This is a genomic window from Rossellomorea sp. DA94 (assembly GCF_029834455.1).
Lineage (GTDB): Bacteria > Bacillota > Bacilli > Bacillales > Bacillaceae_B > Rossellomorea > Rossellomorea vietnamensis.
The window spans coordinates 3,473,796-3,498,842 of record NZ_CP122397.1 but is presented as its reverse complement, the minus strand read 5'-3'; the positions used below and the strand labels follow the sequence as shown (position 1 = coordinate 3,498,842).

The 25,047-nt window shown below is 40.1% G+C and carries 26 protein-coding genes; 22 read left to right on the top strand and 4 right to left on the bottom strand.

The genetic code is table 11. From position 1 onward, the window contains the following. Window positions 1–1,014, bottom strand: a complete 1,014-nt coding sequence (locus P8596_RS18255) for an AraC family transcriptional regulator (protein WP_279724578.1) — start codon at window positions 1,012–1,014, stop codon at window positions 1–3. Between the two features lie 429 nt (window positions 1,015–1,443). Between P8596_RS18255 and P8596_RS18250 the strand changes: the two genes are divergently transcribed. The 12 genes from P8596_RS18250 to P8596_RS18195 all read left to right on the top strand — a co-directional run bounded on the left by P8596_RS18250 (window position 1,444) and on the right by P8596_RS18195 (window position 11,188). Continuing rightward, entirely contained in the window at window positions 1,444–2,010 is a 567-nt protein-coding gene (locus P8596_RS18250) for a CBO0543 family protein (protein WP_279724577.1), read from the top strand. 189 nt (window positions 2,011–2,199) lie between these two features. Continuing rightward, a complete protein-coding gene (locus P8596_RS18245) occupies window positions 2,200–2,433 on the top strand; it encodes a DUF3953 domain-containing protein (RefSeq protein WP_279724576.1) in 234 nt (77 codons plus the stop codon). A gap of 90 nt (window positions 2,434–2,523) precedes the next feature. Beyond that, window positions 2,524–2,955 (top strand): NUDIX hydrolase, encoded by a 432-nt coding sequence (locus P8596_RS18240; RefSeq protein WP_279724575.1) that lies wholly within the window; start codon window positions 2,524–2,526, stop codon window positions 2,953–2,955. A gap of 147 nt (window positions 2,956–3,102) precedes the next feature. Then, window positions 3,103–4,005 carry an aminoglycoside phosphotransferase family protein gene (locus P8596_RS18235; RefSeq protein WP_279724574.1) on the top strand — a complete coding sequence of 301 codons (903 nt, stop codon included), beginning with the start codon at window positions 3,103–3,105 and terminating at the stop codon, window positions 4,003–4,005. 128 nt (window positions 4,006–4,133) lie between these two features. Beyond that, window positions 4,134–4,823, top strand: a complete 690-nt coding sequence (locus P8596_RS18230; protein WP_279724573.1) for an aspartate/glutamate racemase family protein — start codon at window positions 4,134–4,136, stop codon at window positions 4,821–4,823. 113 nt (window positions 4,824–4,936) lie between these two features. Further along, window positions 4,937–5,482 carry a GNAT family N-acetyltransferase gene (locus P8596_RS18225; RefSeq protein WP_481900342.1) on the top strand — a complete coding sequence of 182 codons (546 nt, stop codon included), beginning with the start codon at window positions 4,937–4,939 and terminating at the stop codon, window positions 5,480–5,482. Window positions 5,483–5,555: 73 nt separating this feature from the next. After that, window positions 5,556–6,530 carry a helix-turn-helix transcriptional regulator gene (locus tag P8596_RS18220; RefSeq protein WP_279724572.1) on the top strand — a complete coding sequence of 325 codons (975 nt, stop codon included), beginning with the start codon at window positions 5,556–5,558 and terminating at the stop codon, window positions 6,528–6,530. Between the two features lie 201 nt (window positions 6,531–6,731). Next, window positions 6,732–7,262, top strand: a complete 531-nt coding sequence (locus P8596_RS18215) for a sigma-70 family RNA polymerase sigma factor (RefSeq protein ID WP_279724571.1) — start codon at window positions 6,732–6,734, stop codon at window positions 7,260–7,262. After that, window positions 7,249–8,232: an LCP family glycopolymer transferase gene (locus tag P8596_RS18210; protein WP_279724569.1), complete on the top strand. Its 984-nt coding sequence runs from the start codon at window positions 7,249–7,251 to the stop codon at window positions 8,230–8,232. The genes P8596_RS18215 and P8596_RS18210 overlap by 14 nt, the downstream gene beginning before the upstream one ends. Before the next feature lie 126 nt (window positions 8,233–8,358). Next, window positions 8,359–9,312 carry an LCP family protein gene (locus P8596_RS18205; protein ID WP_279724568.1) on the top strand — a complete coding sequence of 318 codons (954 nt, stop codon included), beginning with the start codon at window positions 8,359–8,361 and terminating at the stop codon, window positions 9,310–9,312. A 161-nt stretch (window positions 9,313–9,473) separates the two neighbouring features. Then, complete coding sequence (locus P8596_RS18200; RefSeq protein ID WP_279724567.1) at window positions 9,474–10,106, top strand: type 1 glutamine amidotransferase family protein; 633 nt, start codon at window positions 9,474–9,476, stop codon at window positions 10,104–10,106. A gap of 362 nt (window positions 10,107–10,468) precedes the next feature. Then, entirely contained in the window at window positions 10,469–11,188 is a 720-nt protein-coding gene (locus P8596_RS18195) for a glycerophosphodiester phosphodiesterase (protein WP_279724565.1), read from the top strand. Between the two features lie 154 nt (window positions 11,189–11,342). On the opposite strand, the gene P8596_RS18190 is transcribed toward P8596_RS18195, so the two are convergent. The 3 genes from P8596_RS18190 to P8596_RS18180 form a co-directional block, all read right to left on the bottom strand. Further along, a complete protein-coding gene (locus P8596_RS18190) occupies window positions 11,343–12,116 on the bottom strand; it encodes a nucleotidyltransferase domain-containing protein (RefSeq protein ID WP_279727025.1) in 774 nt (257 codons plus the stop codon). 223 nt (window positions 12,117–12,339) lie between these two features. Then, on the bottom strand, window positions 12,340–12,810 hold the full coding sequence (locus P8596_RS18185) for a YdcF family protein (RefSeq protein ID WP_279724563.1): 471 nt from the start codon (window positions 12,808–12,810) through the stop codon (window positions 12,340–12,342). A gap of 357 nt (window positions 12,811–13,167) precedes the next feature. Next, window positions 13,168–13,992, bottom strand: a complete 825-nt coding sequence (locus P8596_RS18180; protein ID WP_279724561.1) for a multinuclear nonheme iron-dependent oxidase — start codon at window positions 13,990–13,992, stop codon at window positions 13,168–13,170. An 862-nt stretch (window positions 13,993–14,854) separates the two neighbouring features. Here P8596_RS18180 and P8596_RS18175 point away from each other — a divergent pair. The 10 genes from P8596_RS18175 (at window position 14,855) to P8596_RS18130 (ending at window position 24,998) form a co-directional block, all read left to right on the top strand. Further along, the gene (locus P8596_RS18175; protein ID WP_279724559.1) at window positions 14,855–15,343 is read left to right on the top strand and encodes a DUF5661 family protein; all 489 of its coding nucleotides are present in this window, start codon (window positions 14,855–14,857) and stop codon (window positions 15,341–15,343) included. A gap of 219 nt (window positions 15,344–15,562) precedes the next feature. After that, a complete protein-coding gene (locus P8596_RS18170) occupies window positions 15,563–16,543 on the top strand; it encodes a LacI family DNA-binding transcriptional regulator (protein WP_279724558.1) in 981 nt (326 codons plus the stop codon). Window positions 16,544–16,549: 6 nt separating this feature from the next. Continuing rightward, complete coding sequence (rbsK, locus tag P8596_RS18165) at window positions 16,550–17,440, top strand: ribokinase (protein WP_279724556.1); 891 nt, start codon at window positions 16,550–16,552, stop codon at window positions 17,438–17,440. Next, complete coding sequence (rbsD, locus tag P8596_RS18160) at window positions 17,437–17,823, top strand: D-ribose pyranase (RefSeq protein WP_279724555.1); 387 nt, start codon at window positions 17,437–17,439, stop codon at window positions 17,821–17,823. The genes rbsK and rbsD overlap by 4 nt, the downstream gene beginning before the upstream one ends. A gap of 18 nt (window positions 17,824–17,841) precedes the next feature. Continuing rightward, window positions 17,842–19,332 (top strand): sugar ABC transporter ATP-binding protein, encoded by a 1,491-nt coding sequence (locus tag P8596_RS18155; protein ID WP_279724553.1) that lies wholly within the window; start codon window positions 17,842–17,844, stop codon window positions 19,330–19,332. Next, entirely contained in the window at window positions 19,325–20,278 is a 954-nt protein-coding gene (gene rbsC, locus P8596_RS18150) for a ribose ABC transporter permease RbsC (protein WP_034756545.1), read from the top strand. The genes P8596_RS18155 and rbsC overlap by 8 nt, the downstream gene beginning before the upstream one ends. Window positions 20,279–20,288: 10 nt before the next feature. Beyond that, complete coding sequence (gene rbsB / locus P8596_RS18145; RefSeq protein WP_279724551.1) at window positions 20,289–21,227, top strand: ribose ABC transporter substrate-binding protein RbsB; 939 nt, start codon at window positions 20,289–20,291, stop codon at window positions 21,225–21,227. Between the two features lie 445 nt (window positions 21,228–21,672). Next, entirely contained in the window at window positions 21,673–22,527 is an 855-nt protein-coding gene (locus tag P8596_RS18140) for a malate synthase (protein ID WP_279724549.1), read from the top strand. A gap of 435 nt (window positions 22,528–22,962) precedes the next feature. After that, the gene (locus tag P8596_RS18135; protein WP_279724548.1) at window positions 22,963–23,751 is read left to right on the top strand and encodes a TIR domain-containing protein; all 789 of its coding nucleotides are present in this window, start codon (window positions 22,963–22,965) and stop codon (window positions 23,749–23,751) included. A gap of 347 nt (window positions 23,752–24,098) precedes the next feature. Further along, complete coding sequence (locus P8596_RS18130; protein ID WP_279724547.1) at window positions 24,099–24,998, top strand: AbiTii domain-containing protein; 900 nt, start codon at window positions 24,099–24,101, stop codon at window positions 24,996–24,998. Window positions 24,999–25,047 lie beyond the last annotated feature (49 nt).

Here is a 25,047-nt window from a genome sequence, read left to right as displayed (position 1 = left end):
TCAGTTTTTTGAGTTAACACCTACATGTACAGTACGCCAATTGGAGGGAGTATCACCCTCCCAAAGCCGAAAAGCGCGATAGAACGAGTTTTGATCCTCATAACCAATCAGGAAGGCCACTTCGCCTATATCAAGTGAAGGATCTGCTAAGTACTCCCGTGCCAGTTCTTGTCGGACTTGTGTTAACAGCTGTTGGAAGCTCGTCCCTTCACCATGAAGACGGCGCTGCAAGGTTCGATTGCTCATTCCTAACTCAGCTGCGATAGCCTGGATGTTGGAAAGTCCTCCCGGCAGGCTACGTTTCGTGATCCACTTGACCCTCTCGATAATTGTATGGGCAGGTTGCTGCTTATCAATGGATTGGTCCAGTACGGGAGTCAAGATTTCAAGCAATTCTGCGTTATAAGAGACAAAAGGGCGGCGAAGGTCCCTTTTATAAAGCGTCAATCTGTTACGACTTCTACCGACTTGGACCTGGCACCCGAAGTAGGTTTCAAGCGACTGAACGTCGCCCATCAAATGTGAAAACTCAACGGATTTCGCCATCAATGGCTGACCAGTTCCCCTCCGTCCCAACTCTAAAAGAAACGCAAGCGTAATCCCTACTAACATTGGCGGACCCGGTTGCTCTGTATTTAACCATCCCAGTTCGATCGTACACTCATCGTCTTCCTCTTTGATCCGTAAGCTTTCAGGGGGGCACAACCGTTTATACCGAATCATGCGTGTAAGTGCGTCGAGGTAGTCACGGGCGTGATAAGCTGCTAAAACAGTTGGTGGAAAATGAACTGTTTCGAACCCGGTCGTTAGCTTAATGATTCCTTTTGCAATGTCCCCTATGATATCCGAATACGCCTCCCAAATGGAGAAATATTGGGCAGTTGTGACCATTGGTTCATTGATAAGAGTGAGTGGAAGTCCAGCTCTTCGAACCACTTCATGGGGGGCAATCCCTAGTTGACGCAATCCCGACCAAAATCCTGCCGGGAATTTAATAGAAGTATAAACCGTCATATATCATCCTCTCCCCCTAGCTATCTATAGCTTGAACAGCTTTTATTGTGTCTACCCTGTTGATAGGATAGTTATCATATTACCAACCCCATGTTGTTTTGTAACTAGCAAAAGACGACATACAACTAACTGTTTACGTCATATAACTCTTGTTGAAGTGAAGTAATAGCAAATGTTAGTGGGATGCTACGCCCGTAAATCTATTGTGAATATTATTAACAATTCAGAGCCTCGACCTTCATCGGGTCTGAGGCTCTTTCTTTTTAGTTCGGGCCAAATCGTTGAATATTCTTTTCCCACTAAAGTAAAGAGAACTTAAAATCACTTATAAAATGGTTAAACGCATAATAGGGAAATAAATGACAAAAGATAACCATTAAAACACCCTGAAATTTAGGGCTAAAGGATATATGCGAGGAGGATTGAAGAATGACAGTGAGAGAAGGAATCCAACAAGCGAATAGAGCTACCGAACAGATAATCGAAGTAAATGATTTGATGACGGAAGCAGTAGTTCATTCCTTTATGTTTACATGGCAGTGGTGGTTTGGAATCGGACTATTTATTATTCCTTGGATCCTTTGGATTCTGTTTAGGAATAAGGAAAGTACAGGCAGACTTCTTATCGGAGGCTTTGTCACCATCATTTTATCATTAATCATTGACCTTATTGCCTTATCTTATGGGTTGTGGTCGTACCCTATGAAATTTTCACCTATAGCTCCACTGTTATTTCTTCCCTATCATTTTTCATTAGCACCTGTTGCCATTATGTTTGCACTTCAAATTAAACCGAGAATGAATGCACTACTAAAAGGTATAATATTTGCTGCCATTGGGGCTTTTATAGGTATGAATTTCTTTGCCATGATTGATTTTTACAATTCAAAAGGATGGCCAACCTTTTATGACTTTTTTATTTATCTATTCCTTTTCTTTGTAGCCCATTGGTTCAGCAACATGGATAGTTTCAAAAAAATGACAGATCGCTCTTGAGATACGAAAGAGAGCATTGGATTTGTTTAAGTAACGGGCGCGATTATTTAACATCGCGCTTTTTTTTTGTGGAGTAAAATCATTGTAGAGAATGAATTTTTTTGAAATAATTGGTACGAAGTTAACCTGGCAGGACATAGTTAAATAATCTATTAGGACCATGTGATATCAGAAAAAGGTGGTGATAAATTGTTAAAGTTTTTCCACATTACTTTATCAATAACAGTTATTTCACTTGCAGGGTATGGTTTGATTACTGGGGATTTTAAATTCCAACCATATATGATGTTCTTTTTGAGTTTAACGATGTTAGTAATGGGACTAAGGGAGTTTCAAAAGGGAAATAAAGGTTACGGCTGGTTAGGCACAGTTACATTTTTATTTATCTTTTTTGTATCCATCCAAACTTTCTTATGGTTGTAAAGGGGGCAATAATTAAGGATCAGCTAATTGGTCCCGCTATTGCCCTTATTCAATTAATGGGACAGATTAATTCAATAAGGAAGTGATGAAATGCAAGGCTATAATGTTTTAATGGTTTATAACAAAGATATGGACAAGTTGTTAATGTGTGAGAGGCTGAAGAATCCGTATAAAGGATTAAGTAATTTAGTTGGCGGAAAAATTGAAAATGGAGAGGCAGGTATAGATGCCGCTTATAGAGAGCTTCTTGAAGAAACCAATATTTCCAATAAAGATATTATTCTTCATCATTTAATGGATTTTAAATATTACCTTCAAAATTGTTACGTTGAAGTATATGTCGGTCGATTAAAAAGGGATGTATCGGTTACTGGTGATGAAAATATTCTTTATTGGTCTGATTTAGATAATGACTTTTTTGATATGTCCTTATACGCTGGAGAAGGAAATATTGGTCATATGATAGAGCAAGTGAATTATGTTAAAGACAGGCTATTCTCTGGTGAAGACTCCCTTGTATAATTGCTTTTCTTTTTTAGAACTAATCTTCAACAAAAGGGGCTTATCCGAACAGGATAAGCTTTTTCTTGTTTTAAAGTCTTTCTTGAGTAACCTTTTGAATTTTGAAATAATTGGTATTGAAGAAATGTTTTTGGAGGTTTGTAACAAGTGAAGGTAAATCAACTAATAGATATTGTAACAAGGATGCAGCCGAATTTGCAGATAGATGAAGTAAAGACACAGATCAATGGATGGGATAATGATATTCTCATTCTAAATAATGAAGTTGTGTATAGGTTTCCAAAATCCAAGGGAGTAGCAGCAAAGGTGAAGGATGAGGTGGCTTTGATAAGCCAGTTGCTATTGGAAAGCCCTTTGGTACAAATTCCTAGATATGAGTCTGTTTACTTGGATGGAGAATTTTTAGGTGTTAAATATGATTATTTAGATGGTGAATCTTTAACTGATTCTGAAGTTATTAATTTCATAAAACCACAAAATGCAGAAATTATAGGGGACTTCCTTACAAAACTACATAGTATTGACTTATCAAAATTTAAAGGTACAAAGATAGTACCTATCCACACCAAAGAATATTGGGAAGACTTATATAGCTCTGTAGAAACTATAGTTTTTCCTTACCTTAAACAGTCACAAAAAAAAGAAATTAATCACCTTTTTAAGCACTTCTTTAGTAACTCAATTTTCTCATCAACCTCCAAAAAGGTATTGATCCATGGAGATTTGACAATAGCAAATATCTTATTCCAAAAGGACAAAGGACTTGTAAGTGGTATCATTGATTTTACAGATGCTCAGGTAGGGGACCCTGCCTTTGATTTTGCTGGTCTATACTGGTCTTTGGGTCCTGATTTTACATCAGAAGTACTGTCTTATTATCAGGTTAAAGACAAAGAGTCAATCTTTAATAGAGTACAGTCTTTCTATGGCTTACAACCGATTTTTCATAACTTGCTCTATGCGATTAAAGAAAATATTTATGTGGATTGGGAAACAGTGCTAGACAGATTCTCATATCTTTATTCTATAAGAAATAATAGGTTTAAATAAATCTTAGCATATAATATAGAATCATCTTTATTCAATTACTTTATCTTCTAAATGCCTCTTCTTTGTATTTAGAAGATAAAGTATTGCAAGATAAGTTAAGCCAATTGAAAGTAAGGGGGCACTAAGAAATGAAAACGATTGGACTTATAGGTGGAATGAGTTGGGAATCTTCATTAAAGTATTACAAAGTAATCAACGAAGAAGTAAAAGAAAAATTGGGAGGGTTACATTCGGCAAAGTGTCTATTATACAGCGTAGACTTTGAAGAGATTGAACGCTATCAAGCTGAAGGGGATTTGGAAAATGCGGGTAGAGCATTAGGGGACGTTGCCTCCTCTTTAGAAAAAGCAGGTGCAGAATTCATCGTCATTTGTACAAATACGATGCATAAAGTCATTGATCATGTTGAGGCACGGATCAACATTCCGGTATTACATATTGCTGATGCAACAGCAAAACAAATTCAAAGAGACCATATGAAAACAGTTGGCTTACTTGGTACAAAATATACGATGGAGCAAGATTTCTATAAATCTCGGATTCAATCTAACGGGATTAACGTGTTGGTTCCGGATCAAGAAGAAAGAAACAGCATCAATAACGTGATTTTTGAAGAGTTGTGTTTAGGGAAAATGGAACAATCGTCTAAGGAGTACTTTAAGAGTGTGATTCAAAAATTAGTGGATAGAGGGGCTGAAGGGATCATCTTGGGATGTACAGAAATCGGATTGTTAGTAAAACCTGAGGATTCAGAAGTTCCATTGTTTGATACAACTGTTATTCATGCGATTGAAGCAGTAAATACGGCTCTAAAATAAGAATTCTTAAAGTAGCGGAGGCAGTAATTGAAGATTCGTAAATTGATCCAACTACTGCTCTAATTCAATAATCGAGGCAACTTAGTAAAAAAGGATAGGTGGAGGGGAATATAATCGAAAACAGTAATAGTAATCTCTCAAATGAAAGGTTATGGTTAAGGGAATTTACTACGAGTGATTGGATGGCTGTCCATGCATACGCATCACAAGAGATCGTTTGTCAATATCAGCCTTGGGGACCAAATACAGAAAAAGAGTCGCAGGATTTTGTAAATCAAGCGATTAAAGACTCTGTACAAAACCCAAGAACAAGGTTTATTTTTGCCATTATTTATGATGAAATGTTGATTGGTGCTGGCGAGTTTAATATAAAGGATTTTACTAATAAAGTGGGGGAAATTGGCTATATTGTTCATCCGGATTATTGGGGAAAAGGGGTAGCGACAGAAGTTGCCACTCTATTAATCAATTTTGGATTTGGAGAACATAAACTTCATCGTATATATGCAACTTGTGACCCAAGGAACATAGGTTCATCAAGAGTGTTGGAGAAAGTTGGAATGACCAAAGAAGGTAGAATTCGTGAAGATTTATTAATGAAAGACGGCTGGCGAGATTCATTTCTATACAGTGTTTTGGAACACGAATGGAAATTGTAATTAACACACCTTGTTAAGTTGAAGGCTATTTAAAATTCTAAGATGTTTACTCATTATATAGAGGTGGAATCATATGCCCAAAATTGACAATATGCTAGCCATTCTCTGGATGCTTCGTTCAGGTGAAAAAGTGACGGCACAGCAAATGTCGGAAAAGCTAGAGATGAATATAAGGACGGTGTACCGCTATATTGATACCATTTCAACAAGTGGCGTACCGATTGTTTCAGAACCTGGACATAACGGTGGGTACTCTTTATTGAACCACTTTGTTGAGGCTCCTCTGTTTTTTGATGTTGAGGAGCAAACTTCTCTTTATCACTCGGCTGTTTTTGCAGAAGAAGCCGGATATTATGGAGGAGAAGCACTCGATAGGGCCATTTCAAAACTAAGCCACCACTCCAATCAAGAGCAGGAAATAAAGGTCAACCAACATGTAGGAAGTCTTGAAGTCATAAGTCAATTACGTCCACCATCGATGGAACCTTTACTGAAGGAGTTGGAGCAGGCCGTAGCGGACGGGTACTCAGTCAACATTCTTTATCATAAAAGTGGCGTACAGCCGTTAAGTGAAAGATTGGTCGATCCGTACAGAATGATCTATTGGAATAACAAGTGGTATGTGATTGGATTTTGTCATCTTCGAAATGATATCCGCAGTTTTAGAGTCGATCGAATGGAACGTCTGGTGCTAACCGAAAATACCTTTAACCGACCGGAGAATTTTTCAGCACGTGACTACTTTATAAAAAGCCTCCTTCCAACGTTAGAAGATAAGGAAGGGATTATGTCTTTGGTTCTTCATGGGGGAAAAAGTGCATTGGATGATATTTGCCAACATTGGTTCTTGGGACATTATTTACAAGAACGTTTCCCCAATCAAGCCGTGTTTCTTCTTGAAAAAGAGATCATACATACCTATGTACCTTATTTACTTTTACCGTACAATACATCGATTAAAGTGATGGAGCCCATCAGTCTTAAGAAAAGAATGATTGAGGTTTTGACGGAATTAATTGAATTTCATCAAGTATGTGAACTTCCCTGACGCTGCCTGTCAGGGAAGTTTTATTATTTTGATTGAAGTTAGTTCGGATTTTTCAACTTTAATCGAAAAAGATAAAAATGATCCAAGTATTATATTCTTAAATTCTTCTTTAACAATGAAAATTTCCTTAATTATGAAAAAATGAAACTATCTGTCTGACATAATCGTCAAACAGATAACTTATACAAGAAGGGAATAAACATGGACAAAAAAGAAAGAGATGACATCCTTGACCAAGCCATGGGTGACTATGGTGATGAATTGGTCAGGCTTGCCTATACTTATGTAAAGGAAGAGCACATGGCAAAAGACCTTGCGCAAAATGCCTTTGTCAAATGCTACAACCAACTAGAACACTTTCGAAGAGAATCTGAACTTCGGACATGGCTATACAGAATTACTATAAATGAATGTAAAGATTACTTAAAGAGTTGGAAATATAAGAAGGTTCAACTAGTGCACTATATACAAGAAAATACACAAAAATATCAGAAATCATTGGAACAAAAAGTCGTTCAAGATTCTGTCAATCAAGAGATCAAAAAGATTGTCTATTCCTTGCCAACAAAATACAAGGAAATCATTTATCTCTATTATTATCTCTCTTTGACCATTGATGAAATATCAGAGGTTACTGGTGTGAATGCAAATACGGTAAAAACCAGGCTGAGGAGAGGGAAAAAGGTTTTAAAACCTATGATGGAGGAGGCAGAAATCTATGGATCCCATTAATTTTAAGAAGGCGATTAAGCTAACCCAAGAGTCGCTTCAATTTACAAAACAAGATCGGGAAGAAGTGTTTAAGAAGATACATGAAAGAAATCAACTAAAGGCTACTGGAACTGTAGGGGGAATGAAGAAGAAACACTTATTTCCAGCAGTGGCAACTCTTATACTGGTATCGCTATTCCTTCTTGTGTTTATTCCTTCATTGACAGGTGATTACAGAGATGATCAGATGTTAAGTCTTTCTAATGCCGATGAAAAAGAGGGGGATCAGGTGACTTCAATATTGGTGATGGTTGCCAATGAAGACATGCGGACGGACATCAACCTTCTCTTTACTGTTAACAAGAGAGCCAAAAAGGTAAATGTCATTCTGCTTCCTCCAAGCCTAAAGGTTCCCATTCTGAATGCAGATAAAGAACCCCTAACGGAGGATAAACTGACTCATGCTTTTGCTTTTAAGGGCAGTGCAGTTGCAGTAAATAATACCGTGGAAAAAGCATTGAATATGCCAATTGATTATTACTTTATGTGGGAAAGAGAAGAAGTTGAAGACTTTCTCAATTCGATGGAAGACATTCAGATAAACGTAAAAGAGAATATAGAAATGAAGGCAGCTAGAGGAAACAAATATACTTACTATAAGGGAATAGAAAATGTCAGTGGTGAAGAAATGGCTAGAATCTTATCAATCGACGGGGAACACCAGCTACCAGCTTATTTTATGAATAAACTTTTTTCACACATGCTTACTTATGTTAATACAAGTGATTTCAAATCTTTTAGGAAACAAGGAGAAAGCAATGTTTCACCTGAAGAAATGAAGAGAGTATTCAATGAAATGGATTCTTTAGATATTAACACGATTTCTCTGGAAGAATTTTTACATCCTAATATAACTGATGGAGTATACTATGTTGAATTGGATGAAACCTTTAAAGCGCGGTTATCAAAACAATTGTTCGAGTTTAAGTAAAGTGCAGGTTGATGGTTAAATGCACAGAATTTTAAACGTTCTTGGGATAAAGCGGTGGCACCCTTTTTATATGGTGATGCCTTTATTAACAGGGATTTGAGTAGAACACAGAGAGGTTGAATATATATGAACGAAAGAGTTGAAAGAAAAATGTATAGAAAAAAAAGAAAACGAAAAAAGAGAAAAATCATATTATTATGCTTTTCTACTATTATTCTTGTTTTTCTAATTGGTGCTTCTTATGTATATTTTCAGTATCAAGCTGGACTTGAGAAATCAGCCAACGATTCAGTTATTCTTGATCAGAAGGTTGAATTTAATGGAGCAGAGCTTAAAAAGGGAATAACGAATGTTTTGTTACTTGGAACGGATGCAAGGGGAAATGAAATATCAAGAACCGACACCATAATGGTTGCCCAATATAATTCGGATAACAATGAAGTGAAAATTTTATCGATTATGAGAGACTCCTATGTTGATATACCTGGTCATGGTTCACAAAAAATCAATGCTGCATATGCAATTGGAGGACCAGAACTATTGAGAAAAACATTAAAAGAAAACTTTGATATGGATATTCAATATTACTCCTTAGTTGACTTTAAAGGTTTTTCAAGTATTATCGATGAGGTATTTCCAGATGGTGTCGAAATGGACATTGAAAAAGAAATGGTCAAAGGGATTAATCCACCACTTCACCCAGGAATGCAAAAGCTTGATGGAGACCAGTTGCTTAGTTATGTCAGATTCCGTAAAGATAGCGAAAGTGATTTCGGTAGAGTGCGTAGACAGCAAGAAGTTCTTAAGTTACTAACAGATGAGATGACTGATGTAAAAGGAGTGATGAAAATCCCAAAAACATTAGGTATAATCAAGCCTTTTATTAAAACAAATATTAAGACACCTCAAGTACTATCCATTGCTACTTCAGTATTAGGAGAAAAAAACCAAAACATTGAATCAATGAGAATACCATTAGATCACACATATACCGACGAGTATTATGATGGGGTCGGATTAGTACTTGACTTAGATGTTAGTGAAAATAAGAAAGCTATCAAAGATTTTCTATCTGAGTAATTATGTAATGGGGCTGGGATATTTGTTTTGGATTTTAATAGTTGAATAATTGACATTTTAACTTTAATTGAATTTCATCAAGATTAATGACTTCCCTGACGCTACCTGTCAGGGAAGTTTTATTATAATGGCTCTATCAATGGTGATTGGAGTGTAATTGGATGCAAACACGAAAAGCTTTTCTCTATGTATTTGATACAATGTCGGACTGGGAATATGGATATTTAATGGCTGAACTGAACTCGGGGAGATATTTCAAAAAAGACGTAGCTCCTGTAAAAGTCATGACAGTAGGAGCTACTAAAGAAATGATTACGACGATGGGAGGACTGAGCATAAAACCAGATATGTCCCTTGATGAATGTACTTTTGAGAGTGAAGATCTTTTAATCTTACCAGGAGGGACTACTTGGAGCGAAGCTAGTCATCAACGAATGTTAGAAAGGACTGGACAAGCTTTGAAGATTGGCACAATCGTGGCTGCCATTTGTGGTGCTATTGAGGCACTTACGGATATGGGATACTTAGATACTAGAAAACATACAAGTAATAACTTGGAATATACGAAAATGGTATGTCCTCACTATAATGGAGAAGCGTTCTATGAGTCGGGACCAGCGGTAGCTGATGGCAATTTAATTACGGCATCAGGAATAGCTCCTCTGGAATTTGCCGTGAAGGTACTAAAAAAAATAGATGTATTTGCGCCGGATACATTAGATTCATGGTATCACCTGAATAAGACTCATGAACCCCAATACTTCTATCAGTTAATGAATTCAATCAGTAAATGAAGGTGCTGAAAAGCTCAATTTCTCTATTTGATTTGTAGAGAAGTTGGGCTTTTTATTTTGGACTTTCCTGACGATAGTCCTATTGGAAAGTTTCATTTGCGTAAGATTGGGAATTTAATAATGAAGTAACACAACCACCAATAATCGGAAGCAACGTCATATTCGTCACTGATCAACAGACGGAAATATTCCGCCTATTAACTCAAGAAATGAAATAAGGGATGATGTTTCTGTGCGTAAGTGGAAAACCTCCGCTTATTTCTTTGTGAAGAATACGTATATTAATTACACAAGGCACTCTTTTAGAAACTTCTTAAAGGGATATTTCTGGTCAAAGTTCGCGAAGAAAAGAGGTAATGAAAATGAAATTATTTGCTCATCGCGGAGTCAGTGGAGAGGCTCCGGAGAACACATTGACTGCGTTTAAAGCAGCAGCTGAGTCAGGTGCCCACGGGATTGAACTGGACGTACAGCTGTCAAAAGACGGCCAGATGGTCGTCATCCATGATGAAACCATCGACCGCACCACGAATGGAACCGGTTATGTGAAGGATTTGACATGGGAGCAGCTCAGAACCTATGACGCCGGAAGTTGGTTTCACCCCTCTTTCAAAGGAGAGTCCATTCCTTCATTAGAGGAGGTCCTGGATGTGGTGACCACGCATCGTGACTCGATCATCATCAATATCGAGCTGAAGAACGATCAAATCGACTACCCACAGTTGGAAGATAAGGTCCTGGAGCTGCTCAAAGAAAAAGGAATGAAAGAACAGACGATTATTTCTTCTTTCAATGCCGAGAGTCTGAAGAAGGTCAGAGAGCTTGATCCTGATATTGAGACAGGTTTTCTTTTTGAAGGGATTCCAGCAAATATTCTGGACCGGATCAAGCCATTACAGGTCAACGCCATCCACTGTGAGTCGGCGTTCGCTCAATCGCCAACGGGGAGAATCGTCATGGAGATGGGAATTCCGTTGCGTGTTTTTACCATCAATACAATGGAAGAATTTCAGTTGGTGAAAAAAGCGGGTGTAGAGGTTGTGATGACAGATTATCCAGGGGTGTTATTGGATCATCTATAGAGGCCTAAAGTGGACCGTTTTGAGGTGCTCGGACAACAAATAGTGAGACCAAAACTAGAGGCCATAAAAAGTAAAGAGATTCGTCGATTGACGAGTCTCTTTGTTTTGGAATATAAGTTATTTGCTACATATAAGCGAGTATGCACGAAAAAAATTATATTTCTGAAGGAGTAGTTCTGGAAGCAGCCAATACAGTTAAAGCCTTCTCAATATAACGATATACTTCTTCTGCATTCCCCAGAAATTCTTCAACATCTACATGACTATCCAAGTAACACGCATACAGATAGTCCACTAAAGCTGAATCAATGGTGCAATAATCTAATATGCCATTCTTCATCTTAGTGATGTCATCTTGCCAAACCCCTGTATCTTCTAAAACCAAAGAGTATAATGCACGAATTAATTTCTTTGAGTAACCTTTGGTATACCTGGATTTCAGGGTGTCATCATTGGCATTAGATAGAAAACCGCGAACGCGCTCCACTGCCTCTTGAGTGTCTGAATTTAAGTCTAATATGAACTCAGGTGAGATAAGAATAGGCGGTACTTCTTCGCCAATATCCGTACCATGTATACAAACACAGATGATCTTGATCCAAAATCCCCATTCATTGGGCTTACTTCTTACATCATCCAGTGAACAAATAACCGTATCAATCTTCGTTACGAATCGATATTTTTGTAACATCTGGTCCTTCAGACATGATACTCTATCATAATCTATATCTTCTGGCCTTTCGCATACGATTGTAAAATCTGCATCAGACTCAAATGGCTTAGCAGTACCTTTAGGAATGGAGCCACACATATAAATACTGTGAATCTTCCCATTGAACTCTGAAAGTAAGCTAGCTGTATACTCCTCTACAAAAGGCTTGTACTCACTCTGAATATTGATCTTCTTTATAACCTTCTCCAAAACCATATCTGGTCTCATTTTATCTCCCCCTGGTTAAAAGTCATTTTATAAATTTTTCTTTTATTGCTTTTTTCACTATCCTGCCCGTTAGCCGAAGATGCTCTGACCTAACAAAGGCGGGGCGGCTACTTGTTCAGCAAACGCCACCGTTAGTTGAATAATCACCAATTCTGACTATATCTTTTCTTACTAAACAGAGAGATTTTCACACTTCTAAATGGAGTAAGTTTCATTTTCTTCCCTTATAAAAACGCAAATAAATTATGAACATCTGTATGTATATGTAAACGTAAATGATTCCTAATCCTATGACGAACTCTTTTGGCACTTTAGACTTTTCTAAGGTATGGTCAATTCCTAGCCGAAACGCATATGAACTAGCTTTTCGCAAATGCCAGGGTGAGGTAACTATAACTGCTTTTTTCAGCCCTCTCTCTCGCATGATTTCTCGCGATTTCAACAAATTTTCATAAGTGCCCCTCGCTTTAGTTTCTCGTATGATTTGGCTACCATCCACGCCTGATTCCACTAAGGCTCTTGCCATGATTTCTGCCTCAACATGGTCATTTGCAACAGATGCAACCGAACAAATAACTACTTCAGCAATTCCAGTGTGATAGAGGTCTGTTGCTTTATTGATTCGTTCTCGTAAAATGGGAGTCATTGTTCCATTTTTTTTTTGCGGGATAACCAAGTACAATCATAGCATCTCTTTTTTGCCCGTGATTATAACCCGCTTTGTTAAAATGCTTACGAATAAATATAATCCCCACCATAAGGCACACAAAAAGTAAGCATAAAATATACAAGCCTATCATTAAACATATCTCCTCTGGCATTCTCTCTATCAATCGACAGATAATATACTTTGTACTGGGTGCACATCGGATTTAATAACAATCATTTGTTCAATTAACCTGCCCTTTAACCGAATAAAGAAAAAACGCTGAAGATCAGATATCCGATCAATCTTCAGCTAAAGCCGAATAACTCAATATCAGGATTTCTCTACAACTTGTCCTATCTAATGAACAATATTTATAGATTCTTTTTCAATCTAATTTTTTTGATTAAGCTTTACCATTTCATAAAACTCAGGTACTTGTTTAGATAACACCTCTTTATCTGTACGCCACTCAAACGCTGGTCCAACTCCTCCATACTCTAGAGCTACTACCCACGGTTTTTGCCATTCTCCGGTTTTTATTTTTTCCAAGGACCAAGATGCCAATTCCCAATCATCTTTTGTCATTGGCATACTGTCCCGCAGTCGTCCATGTTCATCTTCTTGGATGCCAGTAATATGAAGTTCTTTTAAATTATAAACTGGGAGTTTTGATATGTATTCTTTTACATTTAATCCAAGGCATTTAGAAGTCATTTGTGCATGAGCTGTATCAAGTAAAAAACCACACCCAGCCTTATTAACAATTTCCGAGAGAACTTCGGGATTAATTATTGAACTCATCATATTTTCACCCCGCCCTCGGCAGATTACGTTTTCCACTATCACGGTTTCAATACCTACTTCTTTACCTACGATTTCAATATCACGTAAAACTGCGTCCACCATTAAATTAATGTGCTTTGGCTTATCAGTTAGTACATCATAATCTGGGTACTGTTTAGAAAAAGCCACAGCGTGGACATTTACATATGGGGTTTGAGTCCAATTTTTTATTTCCTTAATAAGTCTCCAATCGACCCCATTCAACTGTCCGCTACCAGCATTTAAACCAAAATGAATATAACAAGGCTTTGTCCTCTCGGCTTGTTGGATAAGTTCCTTACTAAAATCTGGACATTTAAACATATCAACATCAATTACAGTGTCTTTTACTAATTGCTCCGCCTCAATTGAATAATTTACAGCTATCTTCAAATCTTCACCTCATTTCTAACCCACTTTTATGTTTGATTTACCAAAGATAAATTTTAGCCATATTCAATTAACCTGCCCTTTACTTGAACAAAGGGAGGCTGGTGGCTTAACAAAGCCCCTTAAAAAAGGATCTTTACTTCCGAACAATATCATATAGGTAGTTCACTACATCGCCCATTCGCCAGGCGATAACAGCCATACTAATGGCAATAACTACTAAACTACCAACCTTAATCAGTTCTATTGTATCCTTCGCCAATATTTCTCTCCCCTTACATTTAGTTTCTTACACCATTAACCTGTATGATCATTGAAGAGCGTATTGCCGGCATGTAGCTGGTTTTCACTTATTAGCTACTTTCCTTTTTCACCAAATGTTCCGTATCAAGCGAAAAATCATTTTTGGTATAAACAATAAGATGTTGAAAACCACTTCAGAAATAAACTCTATTAGGATATCTTTATAAAATTCTTTTCTGTTTTGTTTGTTATTTTTCATTTTCTAGCTCCCCAATAATCTATAGCTTACTTCCGCTTCCTGACCTTTTATGGAATAATTGATATCATAATTATATCCTTATTTTACCACGTGGTATGTCGCTGTTCCTCAGTTTATAAAATGTTTTTTTGACGGTCAGGTAATGGACTCTCATTTCTTATCAAAACATCTTTCCCTTAAAAAAGTGTTCCATATTGGATTAAAGCATCTCGTTAAAAGAAAAATGGAAAATGAATTTTCGAGATGTATCAGCCACCATTGACAGACTGATTGCCAAGAATAAAGGTTGACTATACGTTAATATGAATAGAAGAACATTCCCGGAATGTAGGCATATCATGATTTCGTATATAGGTGAAGGGAATGAAAAAAATGTACAATGTTTCCAGTATGTACCCATATCAAAATCAAAACCAATATCATAATGATATCAATCCAGCCATGCATAGCTATGTAAGTCGTCCTGCTCACAGAGGATATACTCCTCCCAACCATTCATTTGGTCCTGTTCATGTTGCCAAGTCAGATGCACCTTTGGAAGAAACAACTATGTTCAGACCCACCGCCCCTCAGTCAAATACCTTCAAAACCAGCTATTCTAAAGAGGAAGCAGCAGCCATAGCATTACTTTTAGGTATTGAATTTAGTAAGAGTAAATTCAATTTAACTGAGTTTTGGATGGGAGTAAATACTGAGCTTGAACACGGGAAAAAATACTACCTAACAAGTGTTACAGGGGATGACCCAATCGCTACTGGGAAAATTGCATTGGCTCATTTAAACGAATTTCCTGATTATTATAGAAGGTTGAAAGTTCTTGAAGATGAGGCAAAAGCGTATTGGAACAAATGAATTTTCAAGTAGGTGGGTACTTTCCCCACCTCTTGAAATGGAGTATTGAAAAACATGGAACGTGAATGATGACTTAAGTTCACCTTTCTAGCCTTAGGGGCTCATATCCTCGCACGGTGAAAAGTATCTATACTTAAAAGGTTGCAAGCGATTACAAATTTGTGTTACCTTATGTGTAACCGGTTACATAACCAACCAAACGAACAGGAAGTGACGCACGTGGCAACAATCAAGGATGTGGCGAGTGAAGCGGGGGTGTCGGTGGCGACGGTCTCCCGGGTGCTCAATGATAACGGCTATGTAGGAGCCGAGACGAGGAAGAAAGTGATGGGGGCGATCGAGAAGCTGAATTACAGCCCGAATGAGGTCGCACGCTCCCTATATAAACGGGAGTCGAGACTGATCGGACTGTTGCTTCCGGATATCACGAACCCGTACTTCCCGCAGCTGGCGAGAGGGGTCGAGGATGAAGTGAGTGAGGCAGGGTTCAGGCTCCTCCTCGGTAACAGCGACGAGAACATCCAGAAGGAGCTGGATTATATCCAGACCTTCGTTCAGAACAATGTCGTCGGAATGATCTCAGCGACTAATCATGTAGAGCATGATCAGCTGTATAGTGAATTGAATCTCCCACTCGTCCTCCTTGACCGGACCACGGACAACTATCCGGCAGTTTATGCGGACGGACGCAAAGGGGGACGCCTGGCGGCAAAGACCTTAGTTGAAAAAGGGGCGAAGCGGATCACCGTCATGAAGGGGCCGGCACACGTCAAGCCAGCTCAGGACCGATTCCGGGGAGCCGTCGAGTACTTAAGTGGGACGGACGTCGATTTCACGGTAATGTCCACCACCTCGTTCTCCTTTGAAGACGCAAAAGGCTGGGCAGAGGAACTGTTCGCCACCTATCCTGATACGGACGGGGTCATCGCGAGCAATGATATCGTCGGGATTGCGATTCTCCATGAGGCCTTGAGACTTGGGAAAAAGATTCCGGAAGACGTACAGATCATCGGCTACGATGACATCCCCCAGAGCAGCCTTTCCTATCCGGCGCTCTCCACGATCAGGCAGCCTGCTTACGAAATGGGCAGGCAGGCCGCGGCCCTTCTGATTAAACTGATAAAAAAAGAAAAAGACATCGATACAAGTGTTCAGCTTCCCGTTGAACTCATACAGCGAAACACAACACGAAAGGGATGAAGGAAGATGAAAAAAGCGAAAATTGCCGTAATCGGCAGTTCATCCATGGATCTGGTGGTCACATCAGCGAAACGCCCCGGTGCAGGGGAAACGGTATTGGGCGATAGCTTCGACACGGTACCCGGTGGAAAAGGCGCTAACCAGGCCGTTGCAGCAGCAAGACTTGGGGCAGAAGTTTACATGATCGGATGCGTAGGAGACGATCCGTATGGCCAAGAGATTTTAGAAAACTTCAAGAGCAACGGTGTTCATACCGACTATGTGGAACCGGTTACAGGTCAGAGATCCGGAACCGCTCATATCATCCTTGCTGAAGGGGACAACAGCATTGTCGTCGTAAAAGGCGCCAATGATCTTGTGACACCAGAGTACGTTGAGAAAACAGCCGATTTCCTCAAAACATGTGATCTCATCATGATCCAGCAGGAAATCCCGGAGGAAACGGTCGAGTACGTGGCAGACCTGTGCAACAAGATTGAAGTCCCACTGCTACTGAACCCGGCACCGGCACGAAAGATTTCACAGAATGTCATCGTTGGCGCGAGCTACCTGACACCGAATGAACATGAAGCAGATGTACTCTTCAACGGAATGAATCCGTCAGATGCACTGAAACAATATCCTGACAAAGTCATCATCACTGAAGGAGCAGCGGGAGTCCGCTATCATAACGGAACAAAAGAAATCATGGTTCCTTCCTTCAAAGTCGAAGTCGTTGATACGACTGGAGCAGGCGATACCTTCAACGCCGCATTCGGTACCGCCGTGGCTGAAGGACAAACAATGGAAGAAAGTCTCCGATTCGCAAACCGCGCAGCATCCCTTTCTGTAACTGGATTCGGGGCACAGGGCGGAATGCCGACAAGAGACGAAGTGGAAAGGAAGCTGGCAGAATGAAACGACATGGCATCTTGAACAGTCACATAGCAAAAATACTTGCCGATCTCGGCCACACGGATACAATCGTCGTGGCCGATGCCGGTCTCCCGATTCCGTCAGACGTTGTGAAAATCGACCTGGCATTGAAACTGGGAGAGCCTTCCTTCCTTGACGTGGTCGAACTGTTAAAGGAAGAAATGGTTGTTGAAACCGTCACGCTAGCTGAAGAAGTCGAAACAAATAAAGGGGTTAAAGAACAAATGACCTCATGGTTTGACGGGATCCAGTATGTATCCCATGAAGACTTCAAGAAAGAAACCCATAAGGCGAAGGCCGTCATCCGCACGGGGGAAGTCACTCCGTACGCGAATTGCATCCTTCACGCGGGAGTCATTTTTTAAAACAAAGGGGGTAGTAGCATGCAGATCAGCATGAAGAATATCCATAAAGCATTTGGAACGAATCAGGTTCTAGAAGGCGTGGACATCGAGATCGGGGAAGGTGAAGTCCATGCCCTGATGGGAGAAAACGGTGCCGGAAAGTCGACCCTTATGAACATCCTGACGGGTCTTCATAAGAAGGATCAGGGAACAATCACCATCGACGGGAAGGACATGACGTTCGATAATCCGAAGCAGGCCGAGGAATTCGGCGTTGCCTTCATCCATCAGGAACTGAACGTCTGGCCGGAGATGACCGTCCTTGAGAATCTGTTCATCAATAAGGAACCGGTTACACAATTCGGTCTCATCAATACGAGAAAAATGAAAGCGGTTGCGGATGAGCAGTTTGAAAAGCTGAACATTTCCATCCCTCTCACAAAAGAAGCGGGACAGTGCTCGGTCGGGCAGCAGCAAATGATCGAGATTGCCAAAGCACTCATGACGGATGCGAAAGTCATCATCATGGACGAGCCGACAGCGGCATTGACGGACCGGGAAATCGAGACGCTCTTCACCGTCATCCGCTCGCTAAAGAAAGCCGGCGTGTCGATTGTGTACATCTCCCATCGGATGGAAGAGATCTTCACGATTTGTGACACGATCACAGTCATGCGGGACGGACGCACGGTGGATACGACGCCGATCCCCGAGACGAACTTCGATGAGGTCGTGAAGAAAATGGTTGGACGTGAATTGACCGACCGATTTCCAAAACGCCAACCAAAGCCAGGAGAAACGATGCTTGAAGTCAGGAACCTGACGAAAAAGGGACTCTTTGAAAAAGTAAGCTTCGAAGTTCGCTCAGGAGAGATTGTCGGCGTGTCAGGATTGATGGGGGCAGGCCGCACGGAAATCATGCGTACCATCTTCGGACTCGACGGCCGTTATGAAGGCGAGATAATCGTAAATGGGAAACCGGTCACCATTAAAACACCCGATCAGGCGGTGAAACTCGGTCTGGGATTCATCACCGAGGATCGGAAGGATGAAGGACTCGTCCTCGACTTTTCCCTGAAGGATAATATCGCCCTTCCAAGCCTCTACAGCTTCACGAAGAAAGGCTTGATCAACGATAAAAGCGAGCAGGACTTTGTGGAAATGCTCATCAAACGGCTGACGATCAAAACTGAATCAGCCCGGACTCACGCAAAGAACCTTTCGGGTGGGAACCAGCAGAAGGTGGTCATCGCCAAATGGATCGGGATCGGTCCGAAGGTGCTCATCCTCGACGAACCAACAAGGGGAGTCGATGTCGGGGCGAAACGGGAAATCTATCAGCTGATGAACGAGCTCACCGACCGCGGCGTCGCGATCGTGATGGTATCATCCGAGTTGCCGGAAGTACTCGGAATGAGCGACCGCATCCTCGTCGTCCATGAAGGGACCATCGCAGGAGAGCTATCAAAGGAAGAAGCCACACAGGAAAAAATCATGACATTGGCGACAGGAGGTCACGCACATGAATAACGCACTCAAAACGAATCACGTCGGCAATCTGATGCAAAAGCTCGGTCCACTACTCGGACTGTTTGTGCTGATTGCGACCGTATCCATCATCAACCCTAGTTTTCTAGAACCCTTGAACTTATTGAATCTATTACGACAGGTCGCGATCAACGCCCTGATTGCCTACGGGATGACCTTCGTCATTTTGACCGGAGGAATTGACTTATCCGTCGGCTCGATCCTCGCCTTATCCAGTGCCCTCATGGCCGGGATGATGGTATCGGGAATCGACCCGATTCTAGCCATCCTGATTGGCTGTATCCTTGGAGCAGTGATGGGAATGGTCAACGGACTACTCATCACAAAAGGAAAAATGGCACCATTCATCGCCACACTTGCAACGATGACCATGTTCCGCGGTTTGACGCTTGTGTATACCGACGGAAACCCCATCACAGGACTTGGCGATAGCTATGCTTTCCAACTGTTCGGAAGAGGATACTTCCTTGGAATCCCTGTACCGGCCGTCACAATGATCCTGACGTTTGCGATACTGTGGGTGATCCTGCATAAAACCCCGTTCGGCCGAAAAACATATGCCATCGGTGGAAATGAAAAAGCAGCCCTGATTTCAGGGATCAAAGTACCACGCATCAAAGTGATGATCTACTCCCTGGCCGGCTTACTGGCAGCACTTGCAGGAGCGATCCTGACGTCACGCCTGAATTCAGCCCAGCCGACAGCGGGTACATCCTATGAACTCGATGCCATCGCAGCCGTCGTCCTAGGCGGGACAAGCCTGTCAGGCGGACGCGGACTGATCGTCGGAACACTGATCGGTGCACTCATCATTGGAACGTTAAACAACGGTCTGAACCTGCTCGGCGTCTCATCCTTCTTCCAAATGGTCGTAAAGGGTGTCGTCATCATCATCGCGGTTCTCATCGACCGAAAGAAAGCAGCGTAGGAGGGATACTATGAAAAAAGCATGGTTACTACTAATCAGTCTATCACTCCTATTCCTAGGCGCCTGCTCCCTGCAGCCGCCGGAATGGGCAAAGCCAACTAAAAGCTCGAACCCGGAAGACATCAAAATCGGACTATCCGTTTCAACTCTAAATAACCCATTCTTCGTCTCCATGAAAAACGGGGTAGAAGACGAAGCAAAGAAACAAGGCATGGAAGTCGTCGTCGTCGATGCACAGAATGACGCCGCCAAACAGATCAATGACGTAGAAGACCTCATCCAGCAGGGCGTCAACGTCTTACTCATCAACCCGACGGATTCAGCGGCCATCTCGACCGCAGTCCAATCCGCCAACAGCCTGGGAATCCCCGTCGTCACCCTTGACCGCTCAGCGGAAAAAGGAGACGTCGCCACACTCGTCAGCTCGGATAACGAAAAAGGCGGGGAAATGGGCGGAGAATATCTTGTTAAACAGCTTGGTGAAGGAGCCAAGGTTGCAGAACTTGAAGGTGTTCCTGGAGCATCCGCCACTCGTGAGCGTGGAGCCGGGTTCCACAACATCGCTGATGAAAAGCTCGATGTCGTGGCCAAGCAGACGGCGAACTTCGATCGTACGGAAGGTTTGAATACAATGGAAAACCTGATCCAGGGGAATCCAGATATCAAAGCGGTGTTTGCTCATAATGACGAAATGGCATTGGGAGCACTGCAGGCGATCCAGAGTTCAGGTCGTGATGTGTTAGTCGTTGGATTTGATGGAAATGAAGATGCGATGACTAGCATACGCAATGGTAACCTGTCTGCGACTGTCGCTCAGCAGCCTGAGAAGATTGGTTCGTTGGCCGTGCAGGCTGGGGCTGATGTGTTGCAGGGTAAGAAGGTTGAGAAGAAGATTCCGGTGCCGTTGAAGTTGGTGACGGAGGAGAATATAGAAGACTCTTCAGAATAAATTGTGGTGGTAAACCTCATTCGTGCATTGCACGAATGAGGTTTTTTCACTTGTTTATAAAAGTATGGAGAAAAGAATTCAGCTTTTCTTGTTTACGTTTGCTCCAAATGAGTTGGAGGTCGCCTTGTTTTTCAGATCACTATTGGATGGGGATGTCTGTAAAAAATGTGGTGTGATGATTCTGGAATTGACCGGCTTAATGATAGAAAATCAGGGTTGTACCAATCATCTAGATTTAAACAAAACTTCATTTTACCTCTCAATAAAATAGTCTGTCAATGCTAAAGTTGTATTTTTATCAAAAAAATGGTATGATTATTATCTGGTGATTTTTTACATTGAACGTTTAGTTATATATCTTATTTATTCCGAAGGGAAATTCAAACAGTTTTTGTGAGCTTTTTGGCAATAGTACCCGAGTTATAATACAAGGAGGACTAATATATTGAATTTAATCAATAAGAAAGTTACACATGAGCGGTTTGGTATTGGAAGCATCGTGAATCATAATGATACGGTAGTTGAAATCCATTTCGCCTCGGAAAATAAAAAATTTGTTTACCCGGATGTATTTGGACAGCACTTGAAACTGCATGATAAAAGTGCTGCTAATTCACTTGAAAAAATTTTACACGAGCAGGAAATGGAACTCAAAGAGGAAGAAATGCAGAAAGAAGAGGAAAAGGCACGGCAAAGAAAAAACCAGGAGCTTCGAGTGGGTCATGAAAAAAGTATGAAAAATCATAAACTTCATCCCGAATCTCAGATGGTTTACAGGTGCGATTCGGAAGAACAGAGTAGTTCCTTTTCAGATTGGACGGTTTCCTCTGGTGAAATAAAAAGTGGTACGAATAAAGGTAAGCCAAACAAGCCCAGTCGCTTACACCAAAACAGTGCGGTCCTGCTGACAGCGGTCGATCCCGGCATGCCTGAAAAAGACAGACGCATCTTAGGTGTCTATATGGTGAAGGATCATTTCATCGGGAAACTTTGTGAAGATGGAAATATTCCTGCCCATTCCCATTACAGACTCCAACTGACAGACGAGGAATCGAAGCAGATGCCTTTCTGGAAGTACTATGTCAATGAAAAATCCCCTCAACAAACGACATGGAATACAGGCAAGTACCGATATTTCGATAATTCCTGGATGGCTCAGATTCTGCGCGACATCGTTTCATTGAAAAGTGACACGGACGAACAAGAGCTGGCACAACAATTTCTGGACCACTTCTCTAAGATGAATCAAATAGTAGAGCAGGAGTTAAAAGAGCCAAATGGAGCGTTATTGCGTGCTTAGATATGCGGGGGAACCAGCACATATATGGTTGAGAGTGTGTTAGGTTCACTGCGAATAGTGTTAAAAAGGGACAAGGCGGGCGCCTTGTCCCTTTTAGTGGTTTTTGGGCAGCTTGATATTGATAATGAGGTCAGACCCTCGGTACGGTGAAGCGTTAATGAGATGGGGGTCAGACCACGATTTACAAGTGTTGTTGCCAAGAAAAATTATAAGATAATGTAAAAGTTACTACAGAAATGGGGGTAGGCCATTGACTAGGTGAATCGTTAATGAATTGGGATTTGCTCTCCGATACTCGTGTTCTAAGTACTCCAATTTCTTATAAATTACTAATTTAGGCAATATTTTATGGTAAAATATTACTTAAATGTATTAGGGATTGAAACCAAACTTTATATCGTAAATAGTACTAAATAAATTGAACGGAGGATAATTATGAACTTAAGGTTTTTGTTAGAAGATTTGCTTAGAAATGGTCAGAACTTTAACTATGATAACTTCTCTACAAAAGGTGAATATGGTTTTCCTGAATCTATTAAACCTGTATACATAGCATGGAAGACAAGAGTCGAAACGGTTCTGATGGATATATTCGGAAAAAGTAGTCCCGTATTTGAAATGTTTAGAAAAAATGAGGAATTTAGAATAAAAGGGAATGGGCCAGATCAGTTTAATTCATCACATGATTACATTCTTGGCTCAATCATTGCTGGATTAGAACTAATAGATTATAAACCTTCTACAAAAAAAGAAGCAAATATCCAAGAAGGTGATAATAGAGTATTTTTAGTTCATGGTCGTGATGATTCTACAAAAAATCAAGCCGAGATCTTTTTAAAAGAATTAGGTCTAGAACCAATAGTTTTACACCGCCAAGCGGATGAAGGACAAACCATTATTGAAAAATTCGAGAAACATAGTGAAGTTGGTTACGCAATAATTTTACTGACTCCAGATGATATTGGGTACTTAGCTGAAAATAAAGAAAAAAGCGATGTCGAAAAAGATTTGGAGTATCGTGCAAGACAAAATGTTATCTTTGAATTTGGTTACTTTGTTGCAAAGTTAGGTAGAAATAGAGTTTGTTGTTTATATAAAGACGGAGTTACTCTACCAAATGATGTTTCAGGATACATTTATAAGAAAATAAACAATAGTGTGGAAGAAGCAGCTTTTTCAATATTAAAAGATCTTAAAGCCGCTGGAATTCAAGTTGCATATTAGTCAATAAAACAAAAAAACTAAATAGTTTGATTAGAATGCAAGAATTGTTTTATGTAGGAAAGCTATATGTAATAAACAAAGATGCTGAAAGAGAGTATTAATAGGGATGAGGATAGCACATCAATATTAACTGATGAAAGATAAACTTATTATTAAAAAAGTAGATGCATTGGTTCGAGTTACCATTTTTATTTGAAAACATATAAATACGAAAACTCTAATTTTGCAAATAATAGTTGTGAGCAAGTCCAGTCTAACTCTACCCTCTCCTATGGGCGCGCCGTGAATTTATCCAAAAGTAGAATAATAACCGTAACTGGGTTTTATTAAAAAGAGGTGAGAAATCTATGGAGTCAATTGTACTAGAGCTTCAGAAAGAAGCAATGAGTTCAATCAGTGATATTTCAAATTTATTGAGAAAATCATTAGTGATTGCTAGAAAGCTAAAAATAAAAGATTTTGCATTATGGGTAAATCAAGAATTAGATGGCTATAAGGAAAGCCTAGATGATATACCGAATTATAGAAATGTATACGGAAAGGTCGAATTCTTCAACCCCTATTATGGTTGGAGGCCGGTTATAATAGAAGACGAAAAACTTTTTGACCAAATTGCAAATAATAGTATTGCTCAGCCAATAACAGAACTCGAATACCTATTGCAAGGCAGAGGTGAAGATTTAATTATCCAGTTATCGCCAAGCGTACAAAGTACACTTTCAAGAATTAGTAACAGTCGATTTCCAACCGAATTTAGAGTGATTTTCGGTAAAAGTCAAGCAAGGCAGATAATAGATACAGTTAGAAAAATTGTTCTAGATTGGTCAATTCAATTAGAAGAAGACGGAATATTAGGAGAAGGGATATTATTCTCAGAGAAAGAAAAACAAGAAGCTAGTAAACAAAGCTACACTGTAAACAACTTCTATGGAAGTACCTCTGGTGTGCAAATTCAACAACATACTCAACACTCGATACAAACTCAAATAAATCAAATGGACTTGGAAAAAGTCGAGAGTTTTTTATTAAAACTTCAAGAAAACCTTAACGAATTAAAACTTGATAATACTACTAGGGAAACCATTGAGGTAGAACTATCAGTCATCTCAAAACAATTGCAGTCAAATAAACCAGAGACTTCGATTATAAGAGAATCGATGTCAACTATTAGAAATATAATTGAAGGGATATCTGGTAGTTTAATCGCTTCTGGATTGTTACATGAATTAAGTAAAATTACTATGTGAAAAACTTTATTCAGGGAGAGTTTATGAGGAAAGAAAATAACCTAAAACC